At 71.1% G+C, this 23861-nt stretch carries 21 protein-coding genes and 1 pseudogene; 10 read left to right on the forward strand and 12 right to left on the reverse strand.

Annotated elements, in window-relative coordinates:
- Nucleotides 1-25: 25 nt before the first annotated feature.
- Nucleotides 26-2710 (reverse strand): ATP-binding protein, encoded by a 2685-nt coding sequence (locus LJ657_RS23025; protein ID WP_232650622.1) that lies wholly within the window; start codon nucleotides 2708-2710, stop codon nucleotides 26-28.
- Nucleotides 2711-2891: 181 nt separating this feature from the next.
- On the opposite strand from LJ657_RS23025, the pseudogene LJ657_RS23030 reads away from it, so the two are divergent.
- The 3 genes and pseudogenes from LJ657_RS23030 (at nucleotide 2892) to LJ657_RS23040 (ending at nucleotide 6419) form a co-directional block, all read left to right on the forward strand.
- Nucleotides 2892-4186: pseudogene (locus tag LJ657_RS23030) on the forward strand (MFS transporter).
- Complete coding sequence (locus LJ657_RS23035) at nucleotides 4177-5331, forward strand: anhydro-N-acetylmuramic acid kinase (RefSeq protein ID WP_232650623.1); 1155 nt, start codon at nucleotides 4177-4179, stop codon at nucleotides 5329-5331. Before LJ657_RS23030 ends, LJ657_RS23035 begins: the two are co-directional and overlap by 10 nt.
- Nucleotides 5332-5381: 50 nt before the next feature.
- The gene (locus tag LJ657_RS23040) at nucleotides 5382-6419 is read left to right on the forward strand and encodes a DUF2510 domain-containing protein (RefSeq protein ID WP_232650624.1); all 1038 of its coding nucleotides are present in this window, start codon (nucleotides 5382-5384) and stop codon (nucleotides 6417-6419) included.
- Nucleotides 6420-6564: 145 nt separating this feature from the next.
- Here the strand turns inward: LJ657_RS23040 and LJ657_RS23045 are convergent, their stop codons facing one another.
- The gene (locus LJ657_RS23045; RefSeq protein ID WP_232650625.1) at nucleotides 6565-7179 is read right to left on the reverse strand and encodes a TetR/AcrR family transcriptional regulator; all 615 of its coding nucleotides are present in this window, start codon (nucleotides 7177-7179) and stop codon (nucleotides 6565-6567) included.
- A 231-nt stretch (nucleotides 7180-7410) separates the two neighbouring features.
- On the opposite strand from LJ657_RS23045, the gene LJ657_RS23050 reads away from it, so the two are divergent.
- Both LJ657_RS23050 and LJ657_RS23055 read left to right on the forward strand, forming a co-directional pair.
- On the forward strand, nucleotides 7411-8223 hold the full coding sequence (locus tag LJ657_RS23050; protein ID WP_232650626.1) for a phosphatase PAP2 family protein: 813 nt from the start codon (nucleotides 7411-7413) through the stop codon (nucleotides 8221-8223).
- The gene (locus LJ657_RS23055) at nucleotides 8220-9167 is read left to right on the forward strand and encodes a DMT family protein (protein ID WP_232650627.1); all 948 of its coding nucleotides are present in this window, start codon (nucleotides 8220-8222) and stop codon (nucleotides 9165-9167) included. The genes LJ657_RS23050 and LJ657_RS23055 overlap by 4 nt, the downstream gene beginning before the upstream one ends.
- A 120-nt stretch (nucleotides 9168-9287) precedes the next feature.
- Here LJ657_RS23055 and LJ657_RS23060 read toward each other — a convergent pair whose 3' ends face one another.
- The 3 genes from LJ657_RS23060 to LJ657_RS23075 form a co-directional block, all read right to left on the reverse strand.
- A complete protein-coding gene (locus LJ657_RS23060) occupies nucleotides 9288-10118 on the reverse strand; it encodes an LURP-one-related family protein (protein WP_232650628.1) in 831 nt (276 codons plus the stop codon).
- Between the two features lie 77 nt (nucleotides 10119-10195).
- Nucleotides 10196-12250 carry a phosphocholine-specific phospholipase C gene (locus tag LJ657_RS23065; RefSeq protein ID WP_232650629.1) on the reverse strand — a complete coding sequence of 685 codons (2055 nt, stop codon included), beginning with the start codon at nucleotides 12248-12250 and terminating at the stop codon, nucleotides 10196-10198.
- Between the two features lie 443 nt (nucleotides 12251-12693).
- Entirely contained in the window at nucleotides 12694-13290 is a 597-nt protein-coding gene (locus LJ657_RS23075; protein WP_232650630.1) for a P-loop nucleotide/nucleoside kinase family protein, read from the reverse strand.
- Between the two features lie 244 nt (nucleotides 13291-13534).
- Between LJ657_RS23075 and LJ657_RS23080 the strand changes: the two genes are divergently transcribed.
- From LJ657_RS23080 to LJ657_RS23095, 4 genes are all read left to right on the forward strand, one after another.
- On the forward strand, nucleotides 13535-13723 hold the full coding sequence (locus LJ657_RS23080) for a hypothetical protein (protein WP_232650631.1): 189 nt from the start codon (nucleotides 13535-13537) through the stop codon (nucleotides 13721-13723).
- Nucleotides 13724-14128: 405 nt separating this feature from the next.
- Nucleotides 14129-15202, forward strand: a complete 1074-nt coding sequence (locus LJ657_RS23085; RefSeq protein WP_232650632.1) for a Rieske 2Fe-2S domain-containing protein — start codon at nucleotides 14129-14131, stop codon at nucleotides 15200-15202.
- On the forward strand, nucleotides 15199-15372 hold the full coding sequence (locus LJ657_RS23090; protein ID WP_232650633.1) for a hypothetical protein: 174 nt from the start codon (nucleotides 15199-15201) through the stop codon (nucleotides 15370-15372). The genes LJ657_RS23085 and LJ657_RS23090 overlap by 4 nt, the downstream gene beginning before the upstream one ends.
- A complete protein-coding gene (locus tag LJ657_RS23095) occupies nucleotides 15369-16304 on the forward strand; it encodes a PDR/VanB family oxidoreductase (protein ID WP_232650634.1) in 936 nt (311 codons plus the stop codon). The genes LJ657_RS23090 and LJ657_RS23095 overlap by 4 nt, the downstream gene beginning before the upstream one ends.
- 46 nt (nucleotides 16305-16350) lie before the next feature.
- Here the strand turns inward: LJ657_RS23095 and LJ657_RS23100 are convergent, their stop codons facing one another.
- The 7 genes from LJ657_RS23100 to LJ657_RS23130 form a co-directional block, all read right to left on the reverse strand.
- Nucleotides 16351-17022 carry a GntR family transcriptional regulator gene (locus LJ657_RS23100; protein WP_232650635.1) on the reverse strand — a complete coding sequence of 224 codons (672 nt, stop codon included), beginning with the start codon at nucleotides 17020-17022 and terminating at the stop codon, nucleotides 16351-16353.
- 41 nt (nucleotides 17023-17063) lie between these two features.
- Entirely contained in the window at nucleotides 17064-18065 is a 1002-nt protein-coding gene (locus tag LJ657_RS23105) for a proline racemase family protein (RefSeq protein ID WP_232650636.1), read from the reverse strand.
- Nucleotides 18066-18083: 18 nt separating this feature from the next.
- Nucleotides 18084-18974 (reverse strand): dihydrodipicolinate synthase family protein, encoded by an 891-nt coding sequence (locus tag LJ657_RS23110; protein ID WP_232650637.1) that lies wholly within the window; start codon nucleotides 18972-18974, stop codon nucleotides 18084-18086.
- Entirely contained in the window at nucleotides 18971-20380 is a 1410-nt protein-coding gene (locus tag LJ657_RS23115) for an NAD(P)/FAD-dependent oxidoreductase (protein WP_232650638.1), read from the reverse strand. The genes LJ657_RS23110 and LJ657_RS23115 overlap by 4 nt, the downstream gene beginning before the upstream one ends.
- The gene (locus LJ657_RS23120) at nucleotides 20373-20675 is read right to left on the reverse strand and encodes a (2Fe-2S)-binding protein (RefSeq protein ID WP_232650639.1); all 303 of its coding nucleotides are present in this window, start codon (nucleotides 20673-20675) and stop codon (nucleotides 20373-20375) included. The genes LJ657_RS23115 and LJ657_RS23120 overlap by 8 nt, the downstream gene beginning before the upstream one ends.
- On the reverse strand, nucleotides 20672-21823 hold the full coding sequence (locus LJ657_RS23125) for an NAD(P)/FAD-dependent oxidoreductase (protein WP_232650640.1): 1152 nt from the start codon (nucleotides 21821-21823) through the stop codon (nucleotides 20672-20674). The genes LJ657_RS23120 and LJ657_RS23125 overlap by 4 nt, the downstream gene beginning before the upstream one ends.
- Nucleotides 21824-21921: 98 nt before the next feature.
- Nucleotides 21922-22350, reverse strand: a complete 429-nt coding sequence (locus LJ657_RS23130) for a DUF3592 domain-containing protein (protein WP_232650641.1) — start codon at nucleotides 22348-22350, stop codon at nucleotides 21922-21924.
- Between the two features lie 227 nt (nucleotides 22351-22577).
- Between LJ657_RS23130 and LJ657_RS23135 the strand changes: the two genes are divergently transcribed.
- Nucleotides 22578-23462, forward strand: a complete 885-nt coding sequence (locus tag LJ657_RS23135; protein ID WP_232650642.1) for an alpha/beta hydrolase — start codon at nucleotides 22578-22580, stop codon at nucleotides 23460-23462.
- The last annotated feature ends 399 nt before the right edge of the window (nucleotides 23463-23861 follow it).

Here is a 23861-nt window from a genome sequence, read left to right on the forward strand (position 1 = left end):
TTGAGCACACCCCGCGGCCGATGCTTCAGCGCACCCCGAGGCCCCCCTCCAACACCTCCTGAGCCTGCGCCACCAACCCGTCCGCCCCACAGGAACGAGCCAGCGCCAACCCCCGGTTCAGCTCAGCGACAGACCGCGCGGCGATCCCGTACTCGATACGGGCCGCCGCATGCTCGTACTGACAGGGCGAGGCCTCCAGATACGTCACAGCCTGCGCCAGCAACCGGACAGCCCGCTGCCCGGTCTCCAGCGCGGCAGCACACCGCAGCGCCTCCCCGATGGCGGTGTCCGTACCGAACCGCTCGGCCTGCCGGCGGGTGTCCGCGGCGAGCCGGCCCGCTCGGACCGGGTCCTGAGAGGCGAGGGCCCGGGCGAGGTCGAGGGCCCAGGGGACGAGCACCGGATTGTGGTGGCCGCGTGCGGCCACGGCCTTCCCGGCCTCCTCCAGTTCGTTGATGCCGTCCTGGGTGCTGCCGACGGCGAGCAGCAGCCGGCCGCGCACGGACCGCGGGTCCGGCATCACCATGGCGGATGTGTAGGGCGGTCCGAAGTCGTACTGGTCGGCGATCGCCCAGGCCTCGTCGACATGGCCACGGGCGAGCAGGACCTCTACGAGGTTGCAGGTGACGCACCAGTACAGGGGCAGTCCGCGGCCGACGCGCTCGGCGAGGCGCAGCGACTCGCGCAGGGACGCCTCGGCTTCCCGGAGCCGGCCGCGCCTGCGGTGTCCGACGCCGACGTGCGCGTGGGCCAGGGCGAGGTGGCCGCCGCTCCAGCCGGCCGACTCGTAGATGCGCAGGGCCTCGTTGTAGAGGCTCTCGGCGCGGTCGAGGCGGTCGGTGTAGGTGTAGGAGTTGGCGAGCATCAGCAGGAGTTCGATGCCCCACTCGGTGTCGGTCCAGCCGAGTCCGGGTGCGAGGCGGCCGTTGACGAGGGCGCGGTCGCACAGTTCGACGACCTCCTCTGCGTTCTCGCCGTGGATCAGGGCGTCGAAGCCGCGCAGCATGAGCAGGGCGCGCTCGGAGTTGTCGCGGCCGGTGCAGGTCGAGGCGAGATCGGCGAGGCGCTCGGAACGTCCCGGTGAGTTCGACTCGCCGGCGTAGATGCCCTCCCACATGTACTGCACGGCCTGCAGCCGCATCCTGGCGGGCCCCTGCTCGTGCCGGGCGGCCTCCGCCTCGACCGTGCGGACGGCCTCCTCCATCTGGTCGTTGTGGAGGAGGGCCTGGGAGAGACGGAAGACGGCGTCCACGCGCTCGTCACCGTCGAGGCCGGGCATGCCGAGCGCGGACTGCAGGTGGTCGATGGTGGTGGCGGGCGCGGTGAGAAGGGTGGCGCAGCCGAGTTCGTAGAGCACGCGCGCGTGGACCTCGGGCAGGGGCGGTTCCAGCAGGGCGCGTTCCAGGCAGCGGCGGGCCGCGTCGGGCGCGCCCACGGCGAGGTGTTCGCGGGCTGCCTCGCGCAGCTGCTCGACGAGTTCCTCGTCGTCGTCCGGGTGCACCTGCAGGAGGTGCCGGGAGGCCATGGCCGCGCCGCGTCCGGACTCCGTGACGACCTGGGCGGCGATGCCGTGCATGGCGGTGCGCAGGGCGTCCGGGATGGAGTTGTATACGGCGGTGGCGATCAGCGGGTGCACGAACTCCAGGTCGCCGTCGCCGGCCTGGGCGTTCGCCGGGTCCGGTTCGGTGAGGATGCGGGCGCCCTGGAGCAGTTCGGCGCAGCGCAGCGCGTCGTCGTGTTCCATGGTGGCGAGCTCGGCGACCAGGTCGACGGAGATGCCGGTGCCGAGGATGGCCGCCGCCCAGGCGAACCGGGTGGCGTCGATGCCGAGTTCCTCGAGGCGTGCGACGAGGCCGCCGCCGCGGGCCGAGCGGTTGAGGGCGCGCAGTTCGGCGGCCGCGCTCTCGGTCGGCTCCAGCTCGCTGTCCTGGACCCTGGCGAGGAGTTCCACGGTCTCGTACGGGTTGCCGCCGGTGACGGCCCAGACCTCGCGGCAGAACGGGGCGTCGGCGTGCGCACCGAGGGTGGCGCGGGTGAGGCCCGCGGTGGCGTCCGGGGTGAGGGCGTTCAGGTCGGCGTCGGGGTGGCCCGAGGCGGCGGCGATCGATTCGAGGTGGCGGGCGCTCTCGCCGCTGACCTCACCGGGCCGGCGGGCCACGACGACCAGGACGGAGAGGTCGTCGAGCCGCCCGGCGAACGCGGCGAGCCAGCGCAGCGTCTCCTGGTCTGCCCAGTGGGCGTCGTCGATCAGCAGGACCAGCGGCCAGTCGCGGCGGGCCAGCCGGCGCACCCCGGCGACCAGGCCGTCGCAGACGCCCTGCGGGTCGGCCTGGCGTTCGCCCGGTTCCGTTATGCCGAGGGCGGGGCCGGCGATGTCGTACCAGTCGCCGAGGTACTCGCGGGCCTCCTCCGGCATCAGCGACACCAGCGCGGGCTGCAGCAACTGGCGTACCACGTTGAAGGGGACGGACCTGAGGGTCTCGCCGCCGCGGGCCGACCACACCGTGCAGTTGCGCCGCTCCGCGATGCGGCGGATCTCGGCCAGCAGGGCGGTCTTGCCGAGTCCCGCCTCACCCCGGACCACCAGCAGACTGCCCGAGGACGAGCGGTCGGCGCACAGCGTGTCGATCGCCTGCTCCAAGGCGGCGATCTCCTCGTCGCGCTCCCACAGGGAGGCCGAGGCGGCCTCCGTGGGCCGGACCTCCGTCATCCCGCTACCTCCCCAAGTCGCCCGAACGACGTACAGACATCGAGCGTAGCCGCCCGATTGCAGAAGTGGAGGGGGGTCCGGGTAGGTGTTGCCGTGATGGGTGACAGCGGATGCGGACAGACGACGCAGGAAGCCTGTGATCTGCCCGTGTGAAGGTAACCGACAGTCAAAAGGCGCTGAAATGACGCTGTTTTTCGGACAACGCCGGGATGTGCGGGGGTCGTCTGCGGTACGGGCTCTCGTGGCGGGTTCGGTCGGCAACCTCGTCGAGTGGTACGAGTTCGGTGTCTACGGCTACTTCGCCACCGTGATCGCGGCACGGTTCTTCACGCCGGAGGGGGGCAGCGCGGCCGAGGCGCTGGTGAGGACGTACGCGTCGTTCGCGCTGGCGTTCTTCTTCCGTCCGGTGGGGGCCGCCTTGTTCGGGCGGCTGGGCGACCGGATCGGCCGGCGCCCGGTATTGATCCTGGTGATCGTGGTGATGACGGTGGCGACGACGCTGATCGGCGCACTGCCCACGTATGCGGCCGTCGGGGCCCTGGCTCCGTGGCTGCTGACGTTCCTGAGGGTTCTTCAGGGGCTGTCCGCGGGCGGGGAGTTCGGTGGGGCGGTGTCGGTGATGACGGAGTTCGCGCCGCCGGGCGGCGTGGACTGTACGGGTCGTGGCAGTCGTTCACGGTGGCGCTGGGGCTGTTGGCCGGTGCGGGGGCGGCGGCGCTGCTTGCGGCCCTGCTCACCGAGCGGCAGCTTGGGGACTGGGGCTGGCGGGTGCCGTTCCTGCTGACGCTGCCGCTCGGGCTTGCGGCACTGTGGCTGAGGCTGCGGTTGGAGGAGACGCCCGCGTTCCGGCGGGCGCCCGCGGCGGTGAGCCCGCCCGGCCGCGAGGTCGCCGGAGCGATTGCGCTGGGCGCGGCCAGGATCATGGGCTGGGCGGCGGCCGGGTACACCTTCCTGGTCGTGCTGCCGTCGTATCTGCAGAGCACGCTGGGTGCGAGCCTCCAACAGGCGCTGATCGCCTCCGCGTCGGCCGATCTGGGCTTCGCGGTCACGATCGTCCCCGCGGGCCTGCTCAGCGGCCGGGTGGGGCGGCGGGCGGTGATGGCGACGGGGGCGCTGCTCGTGGTGTTCCTGTCCCTTCCGCTGCTCAACGTCCTTCAGGATCCCGGGACTTCGCACACCGTGAAGGGTTTGGCGGTGTTCGGTGCGGGTGCGGTGGTGGGGCTGATGGCGGGGCCGGGCCCGGCGATGCTCTCGGAGCTCTTCCCCACGAACGTGCGCTACACGGGCCTGGGACTCGCCCACGCCCTCTCGAACGCCGTGTTCTCGGGCTGCGCCGGGCTCGTCATCTCGGAAACCGTCAGCCGGACGGGGAGCGTCGACATCCCCGGGTACTACGCGGCGGCGACGTGCGCGGTGAGCCTCCTCGCGCTGAACACGACACCGAAACGGAAGGCGGGATCGAGCGGATGCGGGTGATCGGTCTGATGTCGGGCACATCCTGTGACGCCATCGACGCGGCGGCGGCCGACCTGAGTCTCGACGGCGACAGCCTCGTACTGGAGCCGCTGGGGATGGTGGGCGAGGCCTACGACGAGAAGCTGCGGGAGGCTCTGGCGGCCGCGCTGCCGCCGGGTGCCACCTCGCTTGCGGAGGTGTGCCGGCTCGACACGGGGATCGGGCGGGCCTTCGCCGCGGCGGCCGTCCGGGCGGACCGTGAACTGTGCCGGGGAAAGGGCGAGCTGGTGGCCTCGCACGGGCAGACCGTCTACCACTGGGCGGACGGCGGCAAGGTGCACGGCACGCTGCAGCTCGGACAGCCCGCCTGGATCGCCGAGGCGACCGGGCTGCCGGTGGTGGCCGACTTCCGGCCGCGGGACATCGCCGCGGGCGGCCAGGGCGCACCCTTGGTCGGCCTGGTCGACCTGCTGTGGCTGCGCGGCCGCCCGGGCACCCCCGTCGCCCTCAACCTCGGCGGCATCGCCAACCTCACCGCCCCCGACGGCACGGCCTTCGACACCGGGCCCGCATGTGCGCTCATCGACGCGGCGGCACGGGGGTTCAGCGGCGGGACCATGGCCTACGACGTCGACGGCGCGCTGGCGGCACGTGGCACCGTCCACGAACCACTGCTGCGGCGGCTGCTGGAGGAGCCGTACTACGCGCTGCCGACGCCCAAGACGACGGGCAAGGAACTGTTCCACCTCGGCTATCTGCGGGACGCTTTGGCCGGGTTCGGGACGCTCCGGGCCGAGGACGTGGTCACCACGCTCACGGCGCTCACGGCGCGGACGGTCGCGGACGCGGTGCTCACCGTGGGCGCCACCGAGGTGATCGCCTCGGGCGGCGGGGTCCGCAACCCGGTGCTCATGGGGAAGCTGGGGCAGCGACTGCCGGGGATCCCCCTGCGGGCCTCCGACGAGCTGGGGCTGGCGTCGGACGCGAAGGAGGCGTACGCGTTCGCCGTGCTCGGGTTCCTGACCGCGCACGGCCTGGCGGGCACCGAGCCCGCGAGCACCGGGGCGCGACATGCGAGCGTGCTCGGTTCGATCACACCCGGCCGTGACGGGCTGCGGCTGCCGCCGCCGGGCGCACGGGCGCCGAAACGGCTGGTGATCGCCTGAGGCCGGAATCCTCTCATCCCGCTTTCACCGAGGCCTCATACGGTGGGGGCATGACGCAGGTGACTCCTCCCGGGTGGTATCCCGACCCCGGGCAGACAAGTGAGGCTCCCGCCACCGAGCGCTGGTGGGACGGCAAGGCATGGACGGACCGGACCCGGCCCGCGGGGTCGGCCGCCGTATGGGGTCCTCCGGCGCAGACGCCGACGGCCGGGGCGGATCCGGCCGGCACTGTCCCGCCGGCCGATCCGGCCTACGCGGCATACCCCGACCATCCGACCTATCCCGCCCAGCCGCCGGCCGCTCCGCGGCGCGGTCTGCACACGGGCATTGCCGTCGGCGCGGCCGTGGTGGTCCTCGCGTGCATCGGTGTGGGTGTGTACGCGCTGGCGGGCAGCGACGGTTCGGGCGGCAACGCCAACTCGCAGCAGGGGCCGGGCGGCACCGGCGGCCAGGGTGGCACCGGCGGTGGTCAGGGCGGTCCGGGCGGCGGAAACGGCGGCTCCGGCGGTTCGGGTGGGAACCAGTCGCCGGCCCCCGGACAGTCCGGGGCTCCGAAGATCGAGAGCGGTTCGGTGACCGACCCGATCAGCGGGATCAGTCTGCCCATCCCGGCCGACTGGTACGGCCAGCAGATCGCGGTGGGCGCGTCGATCACGTCCAACGACTCCTACAAGTGCCCCGGCGACACCTCGAAGAGCTGCACGAAGGGCAGCGCGTACTCGGCGCCGGCCGCGGTCCTCAAGACCGCGGGCTCCACCGCCGAGGAGGTGGCGAAGGCCGACATCAAGGCCAACGCCGAGGAGTCCTACGGCGGCAACACCTACGGCTCGATCACCTCGCACAAGGTGCTGGACTCCGAGGCGGTCACCGTGGCCGGACAGAAGGGCTACCTGGTCCGCTGGCAGGCGGTGACCAGCAAGGGCTCGGACGGTTATGTCGAGTCGCTCGCCTTCCCCTCCCCCGCGAACCCGTCGCAGATCGTCGTGGTCCGCATCGGCGTGGACGTCGCCGAGCAGCAGTCGGCCATCGACGACATCACCAAGGGCATCAAGGTGTCGACCGGTGGTGGCGACGGCCACAACGTGTGAACCGCTCCGGACACCGGTCGGCCGGGTGGGGCCCCCTCCGCTCAAGAGGAGCCCCACCCGGCCGGGGGGTACGCGCCGCCCCCGTCCCCACGGTGCGGCGCGCGCAGGTCACCGTCCAGTCATCCCATGGACGGCGGCCTGATTCTCAGCTGAGACCCAGTGCCGGCAGCACCGCGGCCTCCACGAAGCGGACCAGGTAGTCGGGGTCGGCGTACTCGCCGTCCACGACGGGACGGGCGCGTACGACGCCGAACATCTGCGCCGGGATGTACTCCAGCGCCGGATGGTCGGCGGTGATCTCGCCGCGCTCCACCCCGCGCCTGAGGATCTCCTTCAGCGCGGCGATCTCCGGGTCGACGAGCGCCTCCCGCAGCGCCTTGGCGAGGTCGGCGTCCTGGGTGACGGCGTGCCCGAGGGCCTGCAGCAGCTTGGTGTCGTTCAGCGACCAGCGGCCCACGGCGCGCGCCGCCTCGCGCAGGTCGTCCGCGAGCGATCCGGTGTCGATGCCCTCGAAGCGGGCCTTGCGGCGGGAGCGCAGGGCGGCCACCACGAACTGGGGCTTCGTCTTCCACTGCCGGTACAGCGTGGACTTGCTGCAGCGCGTGCTGGCGGCGACACCCTCCATGGTGACGGCTTCGTATCCGCATTCGCGGATCTGCTCGAGGACGGCGTCGAAGAACTCCTGCTCACGCTCGCGCGTGATCTTGGAGCGGCGCGAGGCGGCGACCGTCTCCGGTCCGTCCGCGGCCTGCGACGTCATCTGCTCTTCTCCCTTGCCCTCTGGTCCCGCTCCACCACCTGGATCTATTCCCCTGATCCAGTGTGTCGTACCTCAATCGATACGCCAGTGTACCGGAACGGCTCCGTATCGGTACACTGCCGTATCGGAACGCTTTCGTTTCGGGACGTAAGCGTTCCGATGAGTTCGGGCTCCGGCCCGGGTCTCACCCACGTACCAGCACACGCACCACGTCAGCGAAGGGGCCGGGGGATGAATGCCCGCACCGAGCCTGCAGAAGAAGAGACCGACGCGATAGCGCGGCCTCCGGTCGTCCGTGAGCTCCTGCTCGTCGCAGGTCTCTTCCTCGTCTACAAGCTCGGCCGCCAACTGGCGACCGGCCACACCGGCGAAGCCCTGCACAACGCGCGGCACGTGTGGGACCTGGAACGGACGCTCCATCTGCCCGGCGAGGGCTCGGTGCAGTCCGTACTGCTGCACAGCGACACGCTGGTGCGCCTCGCGAACACCTACTACGCGACCGTCCACTTCCCGGCCACCGTGGCCTTCCTGATCTGGCTCTACCTGCGGCGCCCCGCGCACTACGTGTGGGCCCGCCGGGTCCTCGCCACGGTCACCTCCGCGGCCCTGGTGCTGCCCTTCGTGTTCCCGCTGGCGCCGCCGCGGATGCTGGCGGCCACGGGCCTGGTCGACACGGCGCACGTGTACGGGCCGTCGGTCTACGGCCCGCCCTCCTCGGACCACCTCTCGAACCAGTTCGCGGCGATGCCGTCACTGCACTTCGGCTGGGCCCTGATGGTCGCGGTGGGTCTGATCGCGGCGACCCGGTCCCGCTGGCGCTGGCTGTGGCTGCTGCATCCGCTGGTGACCCTGCTGGTCATCGTGGGGACCGCGAACCACTACTGGCTCGACGCGATCGTCGCGACCGCCATGCTCGGCGCCGCGCTGGCGCTCGTCCGCCCCCGGACCTCGTCCGGGGGGACCCCCATCCCGCTTCGCTCGCCGCACCGCACGGTCACCGCACCCGTCGCCGACGACCACGTCCTCGTAGGAGCGGGCCGATGACCGCCACACTCGTCGCCGTCGCCCTGTCACTGGTCTCCGCCGTCGCCTACGCGGCCGCGGCGGTGGCCCAGGAGCGGCTCGCCTCCCGCAGCTCCGGCACCGGCACGCTGCGGCTGCTGGGGACGGGGGCCTGGTGGGCGTCGGTCGGGCTCAACGCCGGCGCGGCGCTGCTGCACGTCGTCGCCCTCAAGTACGGCCCGCTCACCGTCGTCCAGCCGCTCGGCGCGCTCACCCTGGTCGCCGCGGTGCCGATGGGGGCGCGGGCCGCCGGGCGGAAGGTCAGCACGACCGAGTGGCGAGGCACCGCGCTGACCCTGGCCGGGCTGGCCGCCGTGCTGGTCACCGCGTCCGGATCGGCACCCCAGCAGGTGCTGAGCCTGACCGAGGCACTGACGGTGGCGGGGACCACGGCCGCCCTGATCGGGCTGCTGTCGCGGCCGGGTGCCCGGCCGGGTCTGCGGCACGCCACGGCGTCCGGGTTCGCCTCGGGCGTCGCGTCGGTACTCACCCAGACCGTGACGGTGGCCGCGACCGACCGGTCGGGCTCCGCACTGAGCCTCCAGGTCGTCCTGGTGGCGGTACTGGTGGCCGCCTTCGCGGTCGGTGGACTGCTGCTCTCCCAGACGGCGTACCGGGGCGGGCTCGGCGCCCAGCTCGCGATGGTGACACTCTCCAACCCGGTGGCGGCCTCGCTGATCGGCCTCACCCTCCTGGGCCAGGGCCTCCGCGGCGGCCCGGAGGGCATCCTCCTCGCCCTGGCGGGCGCGGCCCTGGCGTCCCGGGGCGTCGTACTCCTGACCCGAGCGACACCCGCTCCGATCACATCGACCGACGAGGAACACCCGGTGGCCGCGGTCCTGGCTCTCAAGCCGGAAACGGCCACGCCCGAACCGGCCTTGGTGCCAAGGCAGTCCGCCGAGCCCGGGCACCTGACACCGCTCTAGGCAGATCGGCGGTGCCAGGAGCGCCCCACAGGGGTGCGGGGCTGTATCGATATGCGGCTCCGCCGCGGGGACGCGACCAGCCACAACGCACCCGCAGCCGGCCAACCGCCGACCGCGGCCCTAACCCAGCCCGCGCGAGTCCTGCTTGAGCGCCGTATCCACAGTCAATGCCGTCGCCACGACAAGGCTCAACAGCGGCTCGGGCAACTGATAGTGAATCTGCAGCACATAGTTGTCCGCAGTGGTGAACATGGTCTTGGCGAGCCCTTCCCACGTCTTCGTGATCCGGGCGACCTCGTTGTCCGCATGGTCGACGATCGCGAAGTTCCACGCCCGCCAGTTCTCCGCCTTGATCGCACCGACCTGCCGGCCGTCCACGTTCATCGCGAAGTTGATCTTCCCGATCATGTTCTGCTGGACGATCTCGCCGACGGGCGAACCGTCCGGACGCGACACGAGCACACGGGACTTGAAGACCTTTGCGGGCCGCGTCAGCACCAACTGCGGCTGGCCGTAGGCGTCACGGATCTCCAGCCGGTGCGTCATGAACTGGTCGAGGCTGGAGACGAAGCGCGCCACCTTCTTCAGCGTGCTCTGCCCGACCTCGGTCACCGAGCCGATCTGGTTGCCGTTCTGATCCATGACCTTGTACTCGTTGGTCACCTCGATCAGTTTGGCCTTCTGGTTGACCACGAGGACCGGCTCGGTGAACAGGCTGCCGCCGCCGGGGCCGCCGGCGGCGACCCTGGCCTGCTGCTGCACCTGACGCTGCACACGCGGGTCCGGCCCGGCGGCCTGCTGCGGTACCTGCTGGGCGGCCGGGGCCTGCTGAGCGGCCGGGTCCGGGCTGGTGTGCTCGGTCCACTGGGCGCCGTCCCAGTAGCGGAGAGTCCGGGGCGCTCCGTGCGGATCCGGGAACCAGCCTGCAGGAGTGTTCGAATGCGTGGTCACCGGGGCACACTACCCCGGGCCCACCGGCACCTGGCCAGTCCCCGCGATCCGCTGTTCAGCAGCCTTTACGCGACAGTTCACCCGGTGATGATCGCCGGGTCGCTCACCCCCGGTCGCCCGTTCTCGACATGCCCGGCGAATCGCCGCAGGAACGTGGCGTCGGCCTCGGACGTCACGGTGAGGTCGTACCAGCGTCGGCTCGCCGCGAGGTCGACGGTGTGCTTCGCCGTGGCGCCGGGACGCACCGTGAAGGTCCGCGGCTTGCAGCCGTATCCACCCGTCAGCTTCAGGCGGACGGTGCCGGAGCCCTTGTTGGTGAAGGTCAGCTCGATGTCGTCGCCGGCGTGGCGGGCCGTCACCTCCGGTCCTGCGGTCTTGTTCGGGCCCTTGAAGACGCGCAGGAACCCGTTCGGACCGTGCACGGCCAGGTCGTACGAGCCGTGCGAGTACGCCGAGTTCCAGGCGTCCGAGGCCGTCTTGCCCGCCTCGGTGGTGTAGCTCCAGGGGCCGTCGGTGCGGTTGCCGGACGTCACCAGGAAGGCGGCGCCCGCCTTCGCCCCCGAGGCGAAGGTCAGCGTGAACCTCCCGGAGCCGGTATCCACCGAACCGTCCACGTGCGGGGCGTACTTGAGGGGACGCGCCGGGCGCAGGCCGCGCTCCTGCTTGGGCAGGACCGGGTTGGCGGGCGGGGTCGGCACGTAGTCGGGGTGGCGGTTGTGGTCCGGCGGCCGGTAGCCGTCGGTGCCCGGCAGGACGACCGGCTTGGTGTCGGTTCGGGAGAAGTCGAACGCGGAGGTCAGGTCGCCGCAGATCGCCCGGCGCCAGGGAGAGACGTTCGGCTCGTGCACACCGAAGCGACGCTCCATGAACCGGATGATCGAGGTGTGGTCCATCGTCTCGGAGCAGACGTAACCGCCCTTGCTCCAGGGCGAGACGACGATCATCGGCACACGCTGACCGAGCCCGTAGGGGCCGGCGGGGTGGCTGCCGTCACCCTTGAACAGGTCGAGGCCCGGGTCCACCGTGGACTTGCCCTGCGCGGCGGAGCCCGGTGCGAACGGCGGGACCAGATGGTCGAAGAAGCCGTCGTTCTCGTCGTACGTGATGAACAGGGCCGTCTTCGCCCACACCTCGGGCGAGGAAGTGAGCGCGTCCAGCACCTGGGCGACGTACCAGGCCCCGTAGTTGGCGGGCCAGTTGGGGTGCTCGGTGAATGCCTCGGGGGCGACGATCCAGGAGATCTGCGGCAGCTTGCCGCCCTTGACGTCGGCCTTCAGCCGGTCGAAGAAGCCCTCGCCCTTACGGGCGTCGGTGCCGGTGCGGGCCTTGTCGTAGAGCGGCTCACCGGGCTTGGCGTTCTGGTACTGCTTGAAGTAGAGCAGCGAGTTGTCGCCGTAGTTGCCGCGGTATGCGTCCTGGATCCAGCCCCAGGAACCGTTCGCGTCGAGTCCGTCGCCTACGTCCTGGTAGATCTTCCAGGAGACGCCGGCCTTCTCCAGGCGCTCGGGGTAGGTGGTCCAGCCGTAGCCCGCCTCGTCGTTGCCGAGGACGGGGCCGCCGCCCTGGCCGTCGTTGCCCGTGTACCCGGTCCACATGTAGTAGCGGTTCGGGTCGGTGGAGCCGATGAACGAGCAGTGGTACGCGTCGCAGATGGTGAAGGAGTCGGCGAGCGCGTAGTGGAACGGGATGTCGTCGCGGGTCAGGTACGCCATCGTCGTGGAACTCTTCGAGAGGACCCACTTGTCGTACTTGCCCCCGTTGAAGGCGGCATGTCCGTCGTTCCAGCCGTGCGGGAGGTCCTGGATGAAGGCGAGGCCCAGGTCGTCCGCGTCCGGGTGGAAGGGGAGGATGTCCTTGGTGCCGTCCGACTGGTACCAGACCGGCTTCCCGTCCTGCCGGGTCACGACCGGACGCGGGTCGCCGAAGCCGCGAACGCCTCTGAGCGAGCCGAAGTAGTGGTCGAAGGAACGGTTCTCCTGCATCAGGACGACGATGTGCTCGACGTCCTCGATGGAACCCGTGCGGTGGTTCGCGGGCAGCGCGGCGGCGCGCTGGATGCTGTTCGACAACGCGGTGAAGGCGGTCGTCGCGCCCGCGAGTTGCAGGAATCGGCGCCGATTGACTTCGGGCATGGGTGGGTGCCTCTCATCCTGGTGCGGATGGCCGGAACATGACGGATAGCGCGCGGTGCGAGTGTTCCAAGAGCACCAAACGTCAGGGAAGGGCCCGGTGGCGCCCATGTGAAAGTCGTCGGTACGCGAGGTGCGCCGCAGCGGCCGGGACTTCGGCACACCAAGGCGCCCCACGTGCTGGGGAAGCGGCGCTCGGGGTTGAGGTTGGCGCCGGCTGCCAGGCCCAGGCTGCCGGCCAGGGCGCTGCCGAGGTCGGAGAGGATGTCGGCGTTCAGGAACGACGACGTCGAGAAGGTCACCGGCCGCATGGCGACCACCTTCCACGAGTTCGCGCAGCGCAACGCCCACGCCTGGGCCGCAACGGCGGGGGTGTGACCATGCCCGTCGAGACACTTCGTCTCCGTGATCACCATCAGGAACCGCCGGGTGAGCAACTGCCGCGACTACCTCGACCCCGTCGCGGTGTTCCGAACGTTCGGATGGCCGGCAGAGGCCCGCCGACGCCCCGAGCGAGGGACCTGGCTCCGGACGGCCTCCGCGATCCGCAGGGCGGCCTCGGCGGGCGTGAGGTGGGTGGTGTCGACCACCTCCGCCTCGTCGTGCAGCCAGGTACGGGCCGCCTCGGCGTAGGGCTCGAGGTATTTGAGACGGAAGGGGGAGTTGGGGCCGAGGGTGTCGCCCGCGATGCGTCCGCGGAGGGTGTCCTGGTCGGCGTGGAGGACGAAGTGCCGTACCGGAACGGCGTGTTGGGCGAGGCCCGTGCTGATCTCCCGCCAGTACTGCTCGACCAGGACGGTCATGGGGATCACCAGGGTGCCGCCGGTGTAGTCGAGGACGCGGCGGGCGGTCTCGACGACCAGCGGCCGCCACGGCGGCCAGTGCTGGAAGTTGTCCGTCGCAGGGAGCCCCGGCGTGATGTCCATGAGCGTCTCGCCGACCTTCTCGGCGTCGAACACCCGTGAGTCCGGGATCAGTTGCTGCACGAGTGGACTGGTCGTCGACTTGCCTGCGCCGTGGGTGCCGTTGATCCATACGATCATGGGCCCGATGCTAACGGTGTGCGGTCTCGTCCCCGCTGCCGACGCGGTGAGTTGCCGCACCGCGGGGAGGCCCGGCTCGTGCGGTCGTGGTCGGCGGGACCGTCGCGGTGGACGGGGCCGTCGGTGGTACGCGACGGGCGGCACGGCGGCTCCGTACGGGCCGCGATGACCTCCGCGGCGACGGCAACGACCGCGGTCTCCTCCGGTGTGTTCGCGCCGCTGGGCGTGGGTTCGGCGGGAGCCCATGCCGCCGACGACGCAGAACAGGTCCGACGGCAGCCTCCCGGATCACGAGGAGACCACCGCGGTGCGCCGCCACCGGGCCGGACACACCTACCGCATCGCCTGGACTTTGGCCCCAGTAACCGTTCCGTCCACGCGGATGTGCCTCCCGCCCAGGTTCGGCGGGCGGCACATGCGCGTCCTGGGCTGAGGCGGGCGTCACCGCCTCCACGAATGCGGTGCCGAAGCAGGGTGAAGCCTGCTCGTCCGTGCGTCCGGCGCGCGATCCGTTCCGGTCCCGGTCCAGGCCCCGGGTGAAGGCGTGCAGGTGGGGCAGATCGGCACGCAAGGCCCTCGCGGACGGTGACGAACTCGTTGAGGTACCGAGATCTCCGGTTCGGCGTCGGTGACGGCGAGCCGACCGAAGCTGTGCCGATGTCGGCGCCGAGGAACGACAATGCGAGGGTGAGACAGAACAGCCCTCTGACCAGCCTCTTTACAGAAGTCCTTCCGCCTGGCAGAAGCCGCCTTGCCGAGCCGACACAAGCCTCACGACCCTGATTCCAACCACGGCAAGCGGGGCGACGCCGCCCCGCCGACAGGGACGGGAACCCCCATGCCTCACATGACCGCCTTCGCCAGGAACCAGTGGTACGTCGCCGCCTACAGTCACGAGGTCGGGCGCGAGGAGTTGCTCGGCCGGACCATCCTCGGTGAACCGCTCGTGTTCTACCGGACGGAGGAGGACGGGACGCCGGTCGCGCTCGCCGACCGCTGTGTGCACCGCCGCTTCCCGCTGCACGAGAAGCCCAGCCGGCTGGACGGCGACAAACTCGTGTGCGGCTACCACGGGTTCACCTATGACACGACGGGTACCTGCGTGTACGTGCCCGGTCAGAAGCGCATACCGCGCACCGCCCGCGTCGCCTCCTACCCGGTGGTCGAGCTGGACTCGCTGGTGTGGGTGTGGATCGGCGACCCGGCCCTCGCCGATGCGCAGACCATCCCCCGGGCCCGGCATCTCGACGCGCCCGGCTGGGTCACCGTCCGTGGTATGGAGCCCATCGACGCGGACTACGGGCTGCTGGTCGACAACCTCCTCGATCTCTCTCACGAGACGTATCTGCACGGCGGTTACATCGGCACCCCCGAGGTCGCCGAGACGCCGATCACCACCGAGGTCGACGAGGGCGCGGGCATCGTGCGGGTCAGCCGCCACATGGACGACGCCGAGTGCCCACCGTTCTACGCCAACTCCACCGGTATCCAGGGCCGGATCACCCGCTGGCAGGACATCGAGTACCACGCGCCCTGCCTGTATCTGCTGCACAGCAGGATCGCGCCGGCAGGCGTGCTGCCGGAGGCCGACGGCAGCGACCCGAACGGCTTCCACACCGAGATCACGTACGCGATCACGCCGTCGTCGGACGGCAAGGTGTACGACTTCTGGGCCGTCTCGCGCGACTGGGCGACGGAGAACACCGAGGTCACCGAGTTCATGCGGAGCAACAACCACACCGTGGTCATGCAGGACGTGGTCGCGCTCAACCTGCTGCACAAGACGCTCGGCACGGAGCGGACGGGGTACCAGGAACTCAGCATCAACATCGACACCGGCGGCCTGGCCGCCCGCCGTATCCTCGCCCGGCTGGTCGAGGAGGGCGACAAGCCCGTGGAGAAGGTCCTGTGAGCAGCTCGACCGGCGAGATCTACCGCATCGACTGGCTGCCGGGCACCGACATCCTGCACGGCACCTGTCACTGCGGCGCCGAGCACAGCGCCCAGGACCCGATCGAGATGTGGGAGTGGATGCTCGGCCACCCCGAAGGACACCAGCCGCGGGAGATCAGCCAGTCATGACCGTCTACGAAGCCGAACTCGTCGTCGACCGCCGGGAGTCCGCGGCCGACGGCGTGCTCGCCCTCACGCTGCGCCACCCGCTCGGCGAGGACCTGCCGGCCTGGGAGCCGGGCGCCCATGTCGACGTCGTGCTCGGGCCGGAGCTGGAGCGCCAGTACTCGCTGTGCGGCGATCCCGCGGACCGTTCGGTGTGGCGGATCGCCGTACTGCGGGAGCCGGCCGGGCGCGGTGGTTCCACCCATGTGCACGAGCAGTTGAGGCAGGGCGCCAAGGTGCGCGTGCGCGGGCCGCGCAACCACTTCCGGCTGGAGAGTGCGCCGCGATATCGCTTCGTCGCCGGCGGGATCGGCATCACCCCGATCCTCCCCATGCTGGCCGCCGCGGAGGCCGCGGGTGCCGAGTGGACGCTGCTGTACGGCGGTCGTACCCGCAACTCCATCGCCTTCACTGAGGAGTTGGGGCGCTACGGGGAACGGGTGACCGTCTCTCCGCAGGACGAGAACGGGCTCCTCGATCTCGGTTCCGTGCTGGACGACCTGCCCGAGGGCACGCTCGTGTACTGCTGCGGCCCCGGGCCGCTGCTGGACGCGGTCGAGGAGCGGTGCCCGGCCGAGCGGCTGCGGGTGGAGCGGTTCTCGCCGAGGGCCCGGGAGGCCGGTGAGAACGGCGAGTTCGAGGTCGAACTGGCACAGAGCGGCCGTACCGTGAGGGTGGCGCCGGACGTCTCCGTGCTGGACGCCGTGCGCGCGGCGGGCGTGGAGGTGCTGTTCTCCTGCACCGAGGGCACCTGCGGCACCTGCGAGACCGACGTCCTCGACGGCACCCCGGACCACCGGGACTCGGTGCTCAGCGCCGAGGAACAGCAGAGCGGGGAGACGATGATGATCTGCGTGTCCCGCTGCCGTGGGAAGAAGCTCGTACTGGACCTGTGACCGGCCGATGCACTGCGCCTGAATCCCGGCCATGGAGCGGTAGCCGTCAATGTGCAGCCCACAGACCGCGGACGTGGCCGAGATGCCGGGTGATCACCTCGCGCACGCCCTCCTCGTCCCGTGCGAGCAGCGCATCGAGGAGTTCGAGGTGCTCCTCGGCGGAGGCCTGCAGCCGCTTCGACTCGGATAGAGCGGTCAGTCCGTACAGCCGTGAACGCTGCCGCAGGTCCCGTACGACTTCCACGAGATGGTCGTTGCCCGCCAGGGCGAGAAGGCCGAGGTGGAAGTGCAGGTCGGCCTCGACGTAGTCGGTGAGGTCGCCTCGTGTGGCCGAGGTGACGATCTCCATGGCGAGCGGGCGGAGCGCCTTCAGGTCGTCGAGGTCGGCGGTGGTCGCGAGGCCGACTGTCGTCGGGATCTCGATCAGGGACCGGATGTGGGTGTACTCGTCGAGCTGTTTCTCGGAGACCTCGGTGACCCGGAACCCCTTGTTCGGGACGATCTCGACCATGCCCTCCTTCACCAGTTCGAGCATCGCCTCGCGCACGGGGGTCGCGGAGACGCCGAGGCGGGGGGCGAGGGCCGGCGCCGAGTACACCTGGCCGGGGCGCAGTTCACCGGAGATCAGTGCGGCCCGCAGCACGTCCACGACCTTCTCGCGGAAGTTGGGCTTCCTGCCGCCGAGCGAGGGGATGGCGGGGCGGTGCTGCTGGGCCATGGTGATCGTCCTCCTTGGGTTACCGGACATTATCGGGCCGCCTACAACACGAACCCCGCGGGGAACGGGTCCTCCGGGTCGAGGAGGTACTGGGCGGTTCCGGTGATCCAGGCGCGGCCGGTGAAGCTGGGCAGGACGGCGGGGCGGCCCGCCACCTCGGTGGTGCCGAGGAGACGGCCGGTGAAACGCGTGCCGATGAAGGACTCGTTGACGAACTCGGTGTGCAGGGGGAGTTCGCCGCGCGCATGCAGCTGCGCCATGCGTGCGCTGGTGCCGGTGCCGCAGGGTGAGCGGTCGAACCAGCCGGGGTGGATCGCCATCGCGTGCCGGGAGTGGCGGGCGTCTGAGCCGGGCGCGTAGAGGTGGACGTGGTGGCAGCCGCGGATGGACGGATCTTCGGGGTGGACGGGCTCGTCCTCCGCGTTGATGGCGTCCATCAGGGACAGGCCCGCGGCGAGGATGTCGTCCTTGCGGGCGCGGTCGAAGGGGAGGCCGAACTGGTCCAGGGGGAGGATGGCGTAGAAGTTTCCGCCGTATGCCATGTCATATGTCACTGACCGCCCGTCAGCCAACGTCGCCTTGCGGTCGAGCCCCACCGCGAACGACGGCACGTTCCTCAGCGTCACCGCCTTGGCCGCGCCGCCCTCCACCGCCACCTCCGCGACCACGACTCCGGCCGGGGTGTCGAGGCGGATGGTGGTGACCGGTTCGACGACCTCGACCATGCCGGTCTCGACGAGGACGGTCGCGACGCCGATGGTGCCGTGCCCGCACATCGGCAGATAGCCGGACACCTCGATGTAGACGACACCCCAGTCGCAGTCGGCCCGGGCCGGCGGCTGGAGGATGGCGCCGCTCATCGCGGAGTGCCCGCGCGGCTCGTTCATCAGCAACTGCTTGATGTCGTCGCGGTGTTCGCGGAAGTACAGCCGCCGCTCGTTCATCGCCGCCCCGGGGATGGTGCCGATCCCGCCGGTGATCACGCGGGTGGGCATGCCCTCGGTGTGCGAGTCGACGGCGTGCAGGACGAGTCTGCTGCGCATGGCCTGCCTCCTTGTGGGTTACGCGAGTCCGGCGGCGACGGCCTTCTCAGTGGCGGCGCGGACGGCCGCCTCCTGTTCGGGCAGCAGCGGCATACGGGGTGGCCGGACCGGCCCGCCGTGCCGCCCGACGATGTCCATGGACAACTTGATGGCCTGCACGAACCCCACCTGGGAGTCCCAGCGCAGCAGCGGATGCAGCTGGCGGTAGAGCTGGTTGGCGGTGGTCAGGTCACCGTCGACGGCCGCGTGGTAGAGCTCCACGCTCGCGGCGGGCAGGGCGTTCGGGTAGCCGGCCACCCAGCCCTTGGCGCCCGCGATCGCCAGCTCCAGCAGGACGTCGTCGGCGCCGATCAACAGGTCGAGCTCCGGGGCGAGTTCGGCGATCCGGTAGGCGCGGCGGACGTCCCCGGAGAACTCCTTGACGGCGTGGATGTACCCCTCGCCGTGCAGTTTCGCGAGGAGTTCCGGTACGAGGTCGACCTTGGTGTCGATCGGGTTGTTGTACGCCACCACCGGCACGCCAGCCTTGGCGACCTCCGCGTAGTGGGCGAGCACCGAACGCTCGTCGGCGCGGTAGGCGTTGGGCGGCAGCAGCATCACGGCGCGACAGCCGGCGTCGCGGGCCTGCTCGGCCCAGCGGCGGGACTCCGCGGACCCGTACGCGGCCACCCCGGGCATCACCCGCTGCCCGCCGATCGCGGCGACGGCCGTCTCGACGACCTTGGCGCGCTCCTCGGGGGTGAGCACCTGGTACTCCCCCAGCGAACCGTTGGGGACGACGCCGTCGCAGCCGTTCTCGACGAGCCAGGCGCAGTGCTCGGCGTACTTGTCGTGGTTCACCGTGAGGTCGTCGTTCAGCGGCAGCGCGGTGGCGACGAGGACTCCGCGCCAGGGACGGTGGTCGGTCATGAGGATCCTCTCTCGGTGGGGTGAGTGTGCTCGTGGGCGAGGACGCCGAGCGGTACGGGACGGGCGAACGGCCGCCTGGACGGTGCGAGTCGGCACCCGGCGAGCCCGGCGACCGCGGGCGCGCACATCCGGCCCTGGCACCAGCCCATGCCGGCGCGGGTCAGCAGTTTCACCGTGCGGACGTCGCCGGCGCCGAGCTCCGTGACGGCCTCGCGGATCGCGGAGCCGGTGACCTCCTCGCAACGGCACACGACGGTGTCGTCGGTGATCTGCTCGGTCCAGTGGGCGGGCGGGGCGTACACGGAGTCGAGCGCGGCGGCGAACTCCCGCAGCCGGTTACGGGACTTGGCGGCCGCAGCCCATTCGCGCGGGTCCGGGGCGTGCCCCGCGAGGCGGGCTGCGGCCGAGCGTCCGGCGATGTGCCCCTCGGCCAGCGCGAGGGCCGAGCCGCCGATGCCGGTTGTCTCGCCCGCGGCCCAGACGCCGGGCACGTCGGTGCGCTGCTCGCCGTCGACCTGCACGTTCATGCCGTCGAGGCGGCAGCCCAGGGTCTCGGCGAGGTCGGTGTGCGGGAGCATGCCGTGGCCGACTGCGAGGGTGTCACAGGGGATACGGCGCCCGGTGCCTGGCCGGACCCGCCCCGCACCGTCGAGCGCGGCGACGGTCACCGCCTCCAGCCGCTCGGTTCCGTGCGCCTCGACGACGGTGTGCCGGGTGAAGGTGCGCACCCGGCGCCGGAGCAGCTGGGCCGCGTATCCGGCCCCTTCGGCGAGCTTGCCCGGCTGTGCCGCGAGCGCCCGGGACCGTCGTACGAACGCCTTGGGATCGGCGGATTCGACGAGCGCGGCGATTTCCACCCCGGCCGCGGCGAGCCCGGTCGCGACCGGCAGCAGCAGCGGCCCGGTGCCGGCCACCACGGCGGTACGCCCTGACACCGCGAGGGCTCCCTTGAGCATCGCCTGGGCGCCGCCCGCGGTGAGGACGCCGGGGAGGGTCCAGCCGGGGAAGGGCAGCACCTTCTCGTAGCCGCCGGTGGCGAGGAGCACGGCGTCGGCGTGAACGGCGACCGGGTCCTCCTGCTCGGGGCCGAGCAGGGCGTGCACGGTGAACCGGTCTGCGCGCCGTTCGACGAACCAGACATGATGGTCCGTCAAGTGCCTTACCGAGCCCGCCTTCACGTGTGTGTCGAGGCCGCCCCGCAGCCGCTCCCATGTGCCCCAGTCATGGTGCAGCGCCTGCGGTCGTCGCGCGCGCAGTTCGGCGGCGGGCTGACGGTAGAACTGGCCGCCCGCCGCCGCGGCCGAGTCGAGGAGTGTGACGCGGACGCCGTGCGCCGCGGCGGCCACGGTCGCGGCCAGGCCCGCCGGGCCCGCGCCGATGACGGCGAGGTGGGGTCGGTCAGTCATCGTGGCCGGTGCCCTCCTGGGTGCGGATCGCGTCGCCCGGCTGCAGGGGAACCAGGCAAGCCCGTTGATTGGGGCGGTCGTTGACGGTCACGAGGCAGTCGAAACAGACGCCGATCCCGCAGAAGACGCCGCGCGGTCGGCCCGCGCCCCGGGTGGTGCGCCACGAGGTGACGCCCGCCGCCCAGAGTGCGGCGGCGACCGTCTGCCCGGGCAGCGCCTCGGTCTCCCGGCCGTCCAGTGTCACCGTGAAGGCCGGGCGGGGGTGGGCCTGTGCCAGGTCCAGCGGAGAGGTCACGGGGTCTCCTCGGGAAAGCGGTCGGGGCGGAACGGGGCCAGGTCCAGGCCGGGCGTCTTCGCGGTCAGAACCTGGGCGATCAGATGCCCGGTGCCGGTGGCGAGCCCGATGCCCGCGCCCTCGTGCCCGCAGGCGTGGAAGAGGCCGGGGACACGGGGGTCGGGGCCGATGGCGGGCAGGTGGTCGGGCATGTACGGGCGGAAGCCAGCGTACGAGCGGATGGCGCGGACGTCGGACAGGAAGGGGAACAGCCGGGTCGCGCCCGCGGCGAGGGCCCGCAGGGCCGGCAGCGGGACGGACCGGTCGAAGCCGACCCGTTCGCGGCTCGCGCCGATCAGGATCGGGCCCGCGGCCGTGCCCTCCACGACCGGCGAGGTCTGCAGCGCGGCGGAGTCGCTGGCCACGTCGGCCACGTAGTCGGCGGCGTACACCTTGTGGTGGACCATACGCGGCAGCGTTTCGGTGACCAGGACGAAGCCGCGGCGCGGGAGGACGGGCAGGGAGGTGCCCGCGAGGGTGGCGAGTTCACCGCCCCAGGTGCCGGCCGCGTTGACCACCGCCGGGGTGTGGATGTCACCGCTGTGGGTACGAACTCCCCTCACTGTCCCGTCAGTTGTACGCAGGACCTCCGTCACCGCCCGGCCGGTGAGCAGGCGTGCTCCGGAGGTCCGCACGAGGTGGGCGGCTGCCAGGGCGGGCATGACCTGGGAGTCCTGCGGGTAGTGGACGGCGCCGGGCAGGCCGGGGGCGAGATGGGGTTCGAGGGCGTACAGCGCGTCGCCCGCGACGGTTTCGGCGACGACTCCGGCCGCACGCTGCCCGTCGGCGAAGTGCTCCAGGGCGGTGAGGCTGCCGGGCGAGGTGGCCACCACGACGCCGCCCTTGGCCTCGTACTCGATGGCCTCCCCGAACTCCTGCGCCAGTTCACCCCACAGACGGTTGGAGAGGAGCGCGAGGTCGAGCTCCGGTCCGGGCTCCTTGTCGGAGACGAGGAGGTTGCCCTCCCCCGCACCCGTCGTGCCGCCGGCCACGGGGCCACGGTCCACGACGATGACGTCCAGGCCCGCGCGGGAGGCGTAGAGAGCGCAGGCGGCACCTGTCATGCCGGCTCCGACGATCACGACATCGCAGGTCAGTGGCTGACTCACGACAGTACTATGTCACATATCACTGATTCTGAACATGGTGTGCACACGGCGGGCCGCATCCTCACGCCTGCCGCTGACGTGGACATCACCTGCGATGATCAGGCGACCCTGGAGCGCCTCCGCGTCGCCCACGCGACGGCTGTCCCGATCCCCGCGGCCAACAGCCCGAGCCCACCGAAGACCAGCGGCCCCAGCCACAGCGACACGAACCCGTTGATCCGCGCGTCCTGGGGGGAACCCGCTCGGTAGAGCACCTCGACCTGCTCACCCGTCTCGTACGACGGCGGATTGGCACCGGTGGAGTCCTGGAACGTCCTCCGCGTGCCGTCCGCCGACGTGAACGCCACCACCGGGTATGCCATGCGCTTGTCGCTCGTGCGGTTCTTGTGGAACGAGCTGCTGTGTTCGGTCCGCCACTGCACGGACACCACCGTGCCCCGGGCGCGCTCCGCATCCGCCAGCAGCGAGACCGACTGACCCGCAAGAATCAGCCCGATGGCCAGGAACAGCGCCCCGAACGCGATCACCGCGGATGTGATCCACCGACGGGCACGCCGCCCCCGCACCTGTACCTGCACGATGCCCCTCTCACTTGTCCGGCCTCACTCGCCGGAGCAAAGGGGAAACGTTATCCCGGGCGCCTCGGGCGCGGTGCCCCCACTCCGGACCGGCCTTCCCGATGGCGAAGTCAAGTCGTGAAACCTGGTCGGTAAACCCTTTGAGACAGCTCGTGATCCCTCCTAGGTTGGCGTGCATGACGTTCGAAGTGCCCTACCAGCCGCTTCCGGTCGACCAGTCGGACGTCCGCTACGCCCACGGCCCCGACTCCGCTGTCCAGCCCGGAGTGCCTGGCGGCGAGACGATCGAGTTCGACTGGACAGACAGCGCGATCTACCCGGGCACGTCCCGGAAGTTCTGGGTCCATGTGCCCGCCCAGTACGACGCCGCACAGCCGGCCTCACTGATGGTGTTCCAGGACGGATGGTGGTACCTGGACCCCGAAGGAGAGGTCCGTGGCGCGATCGTCCTGGACAACCTCGTCCGGCGCGGCGACATCCCGGTCACCATCGGGGTGTTCGTCGACCCCGGCGTGTTCCCCGACGCCGAGGACCCGAAGAACCGCAACACCGAGTACGACGCATTCGACGACCGGTACGTCAGTTTTCTCCTCGACGAGATCATCCCCGAGGTCACGCAGCGGTACACGATCGCCGAGGACCCTGACCGGTGGGGCATCTGCGGGGGCAGCAGCGGTGGCAACTGCGCCTTCACCGCAGCGTGGCTGCGCCCGGACAGGTTCCGGCGCGTCATCGGGTACCTGTCCAGCTTCACGCAGATGCCGGGCGGCAACCCATACCCCGACCTGATCCCCGGCCTTCCCCGCAAGCCACTGCGAATCTTCCTGCAGGCGGGCCATCGTGACCTGCGCTGGAACGAGCCCGAAGCGAACTGGCTCGCCAACAACTTGCGTGTCGCAGCCGCACTCGCGGAAGCCGGATACGACTTCCACCTCGTCCTGGGCGAGGGCGGCCACAGCCCCAACCACGGTGGAGTCCTGCTCCCTGATGCCCTGCGCTGGTTGTGGCGGTCGGATCATCGCCCGGCCCGGCCGGTCGGCCGGAGCGGGGCCACTTCCTAGGAGCGCCGGTCTCGGATCAGGGCCCGCAGCACGTGGGCTCTGCGGTGGCCGAGGGCGAACACGGCCTGGGTATGGCCATTCCCCTCGGTCCGCTTTCGGTCGTAGAAGGTTCGAGAGTGCCCGCCTTTCCCGGCCTCCTCCGAGACAACACATCCCCCTCCTGCACGCCCCGCACGCCCACCCCGGCTTCCACGACGAGACCACACGTACGACAGCCGCACCCCCGTGCCCTCATTGCGTCACGATCACCACAACCAGTGGTGAAGGCACGCGGGCGGGTGACGTCCTCCGCCGACCCCGCCCTCTCGCCGGATCCCTCACCAAGGGGCCGGACTTCACCGCCGTACCGGAGCGGGCGCGGACGGGACGGTTTCGCGGACTGCGGCCGGTCCCCTGCCG

Origin of the sequence: Streptomyces guryensis (assembly GCF_021261325.1) — a bacterium.
GTDB classification, from domain to species: Bacteria; Actinomycetota; Actinomycetes; order Streptomycetales; family Streptomycetaceae; genus Streptomyces; species Streptomyces guryensis.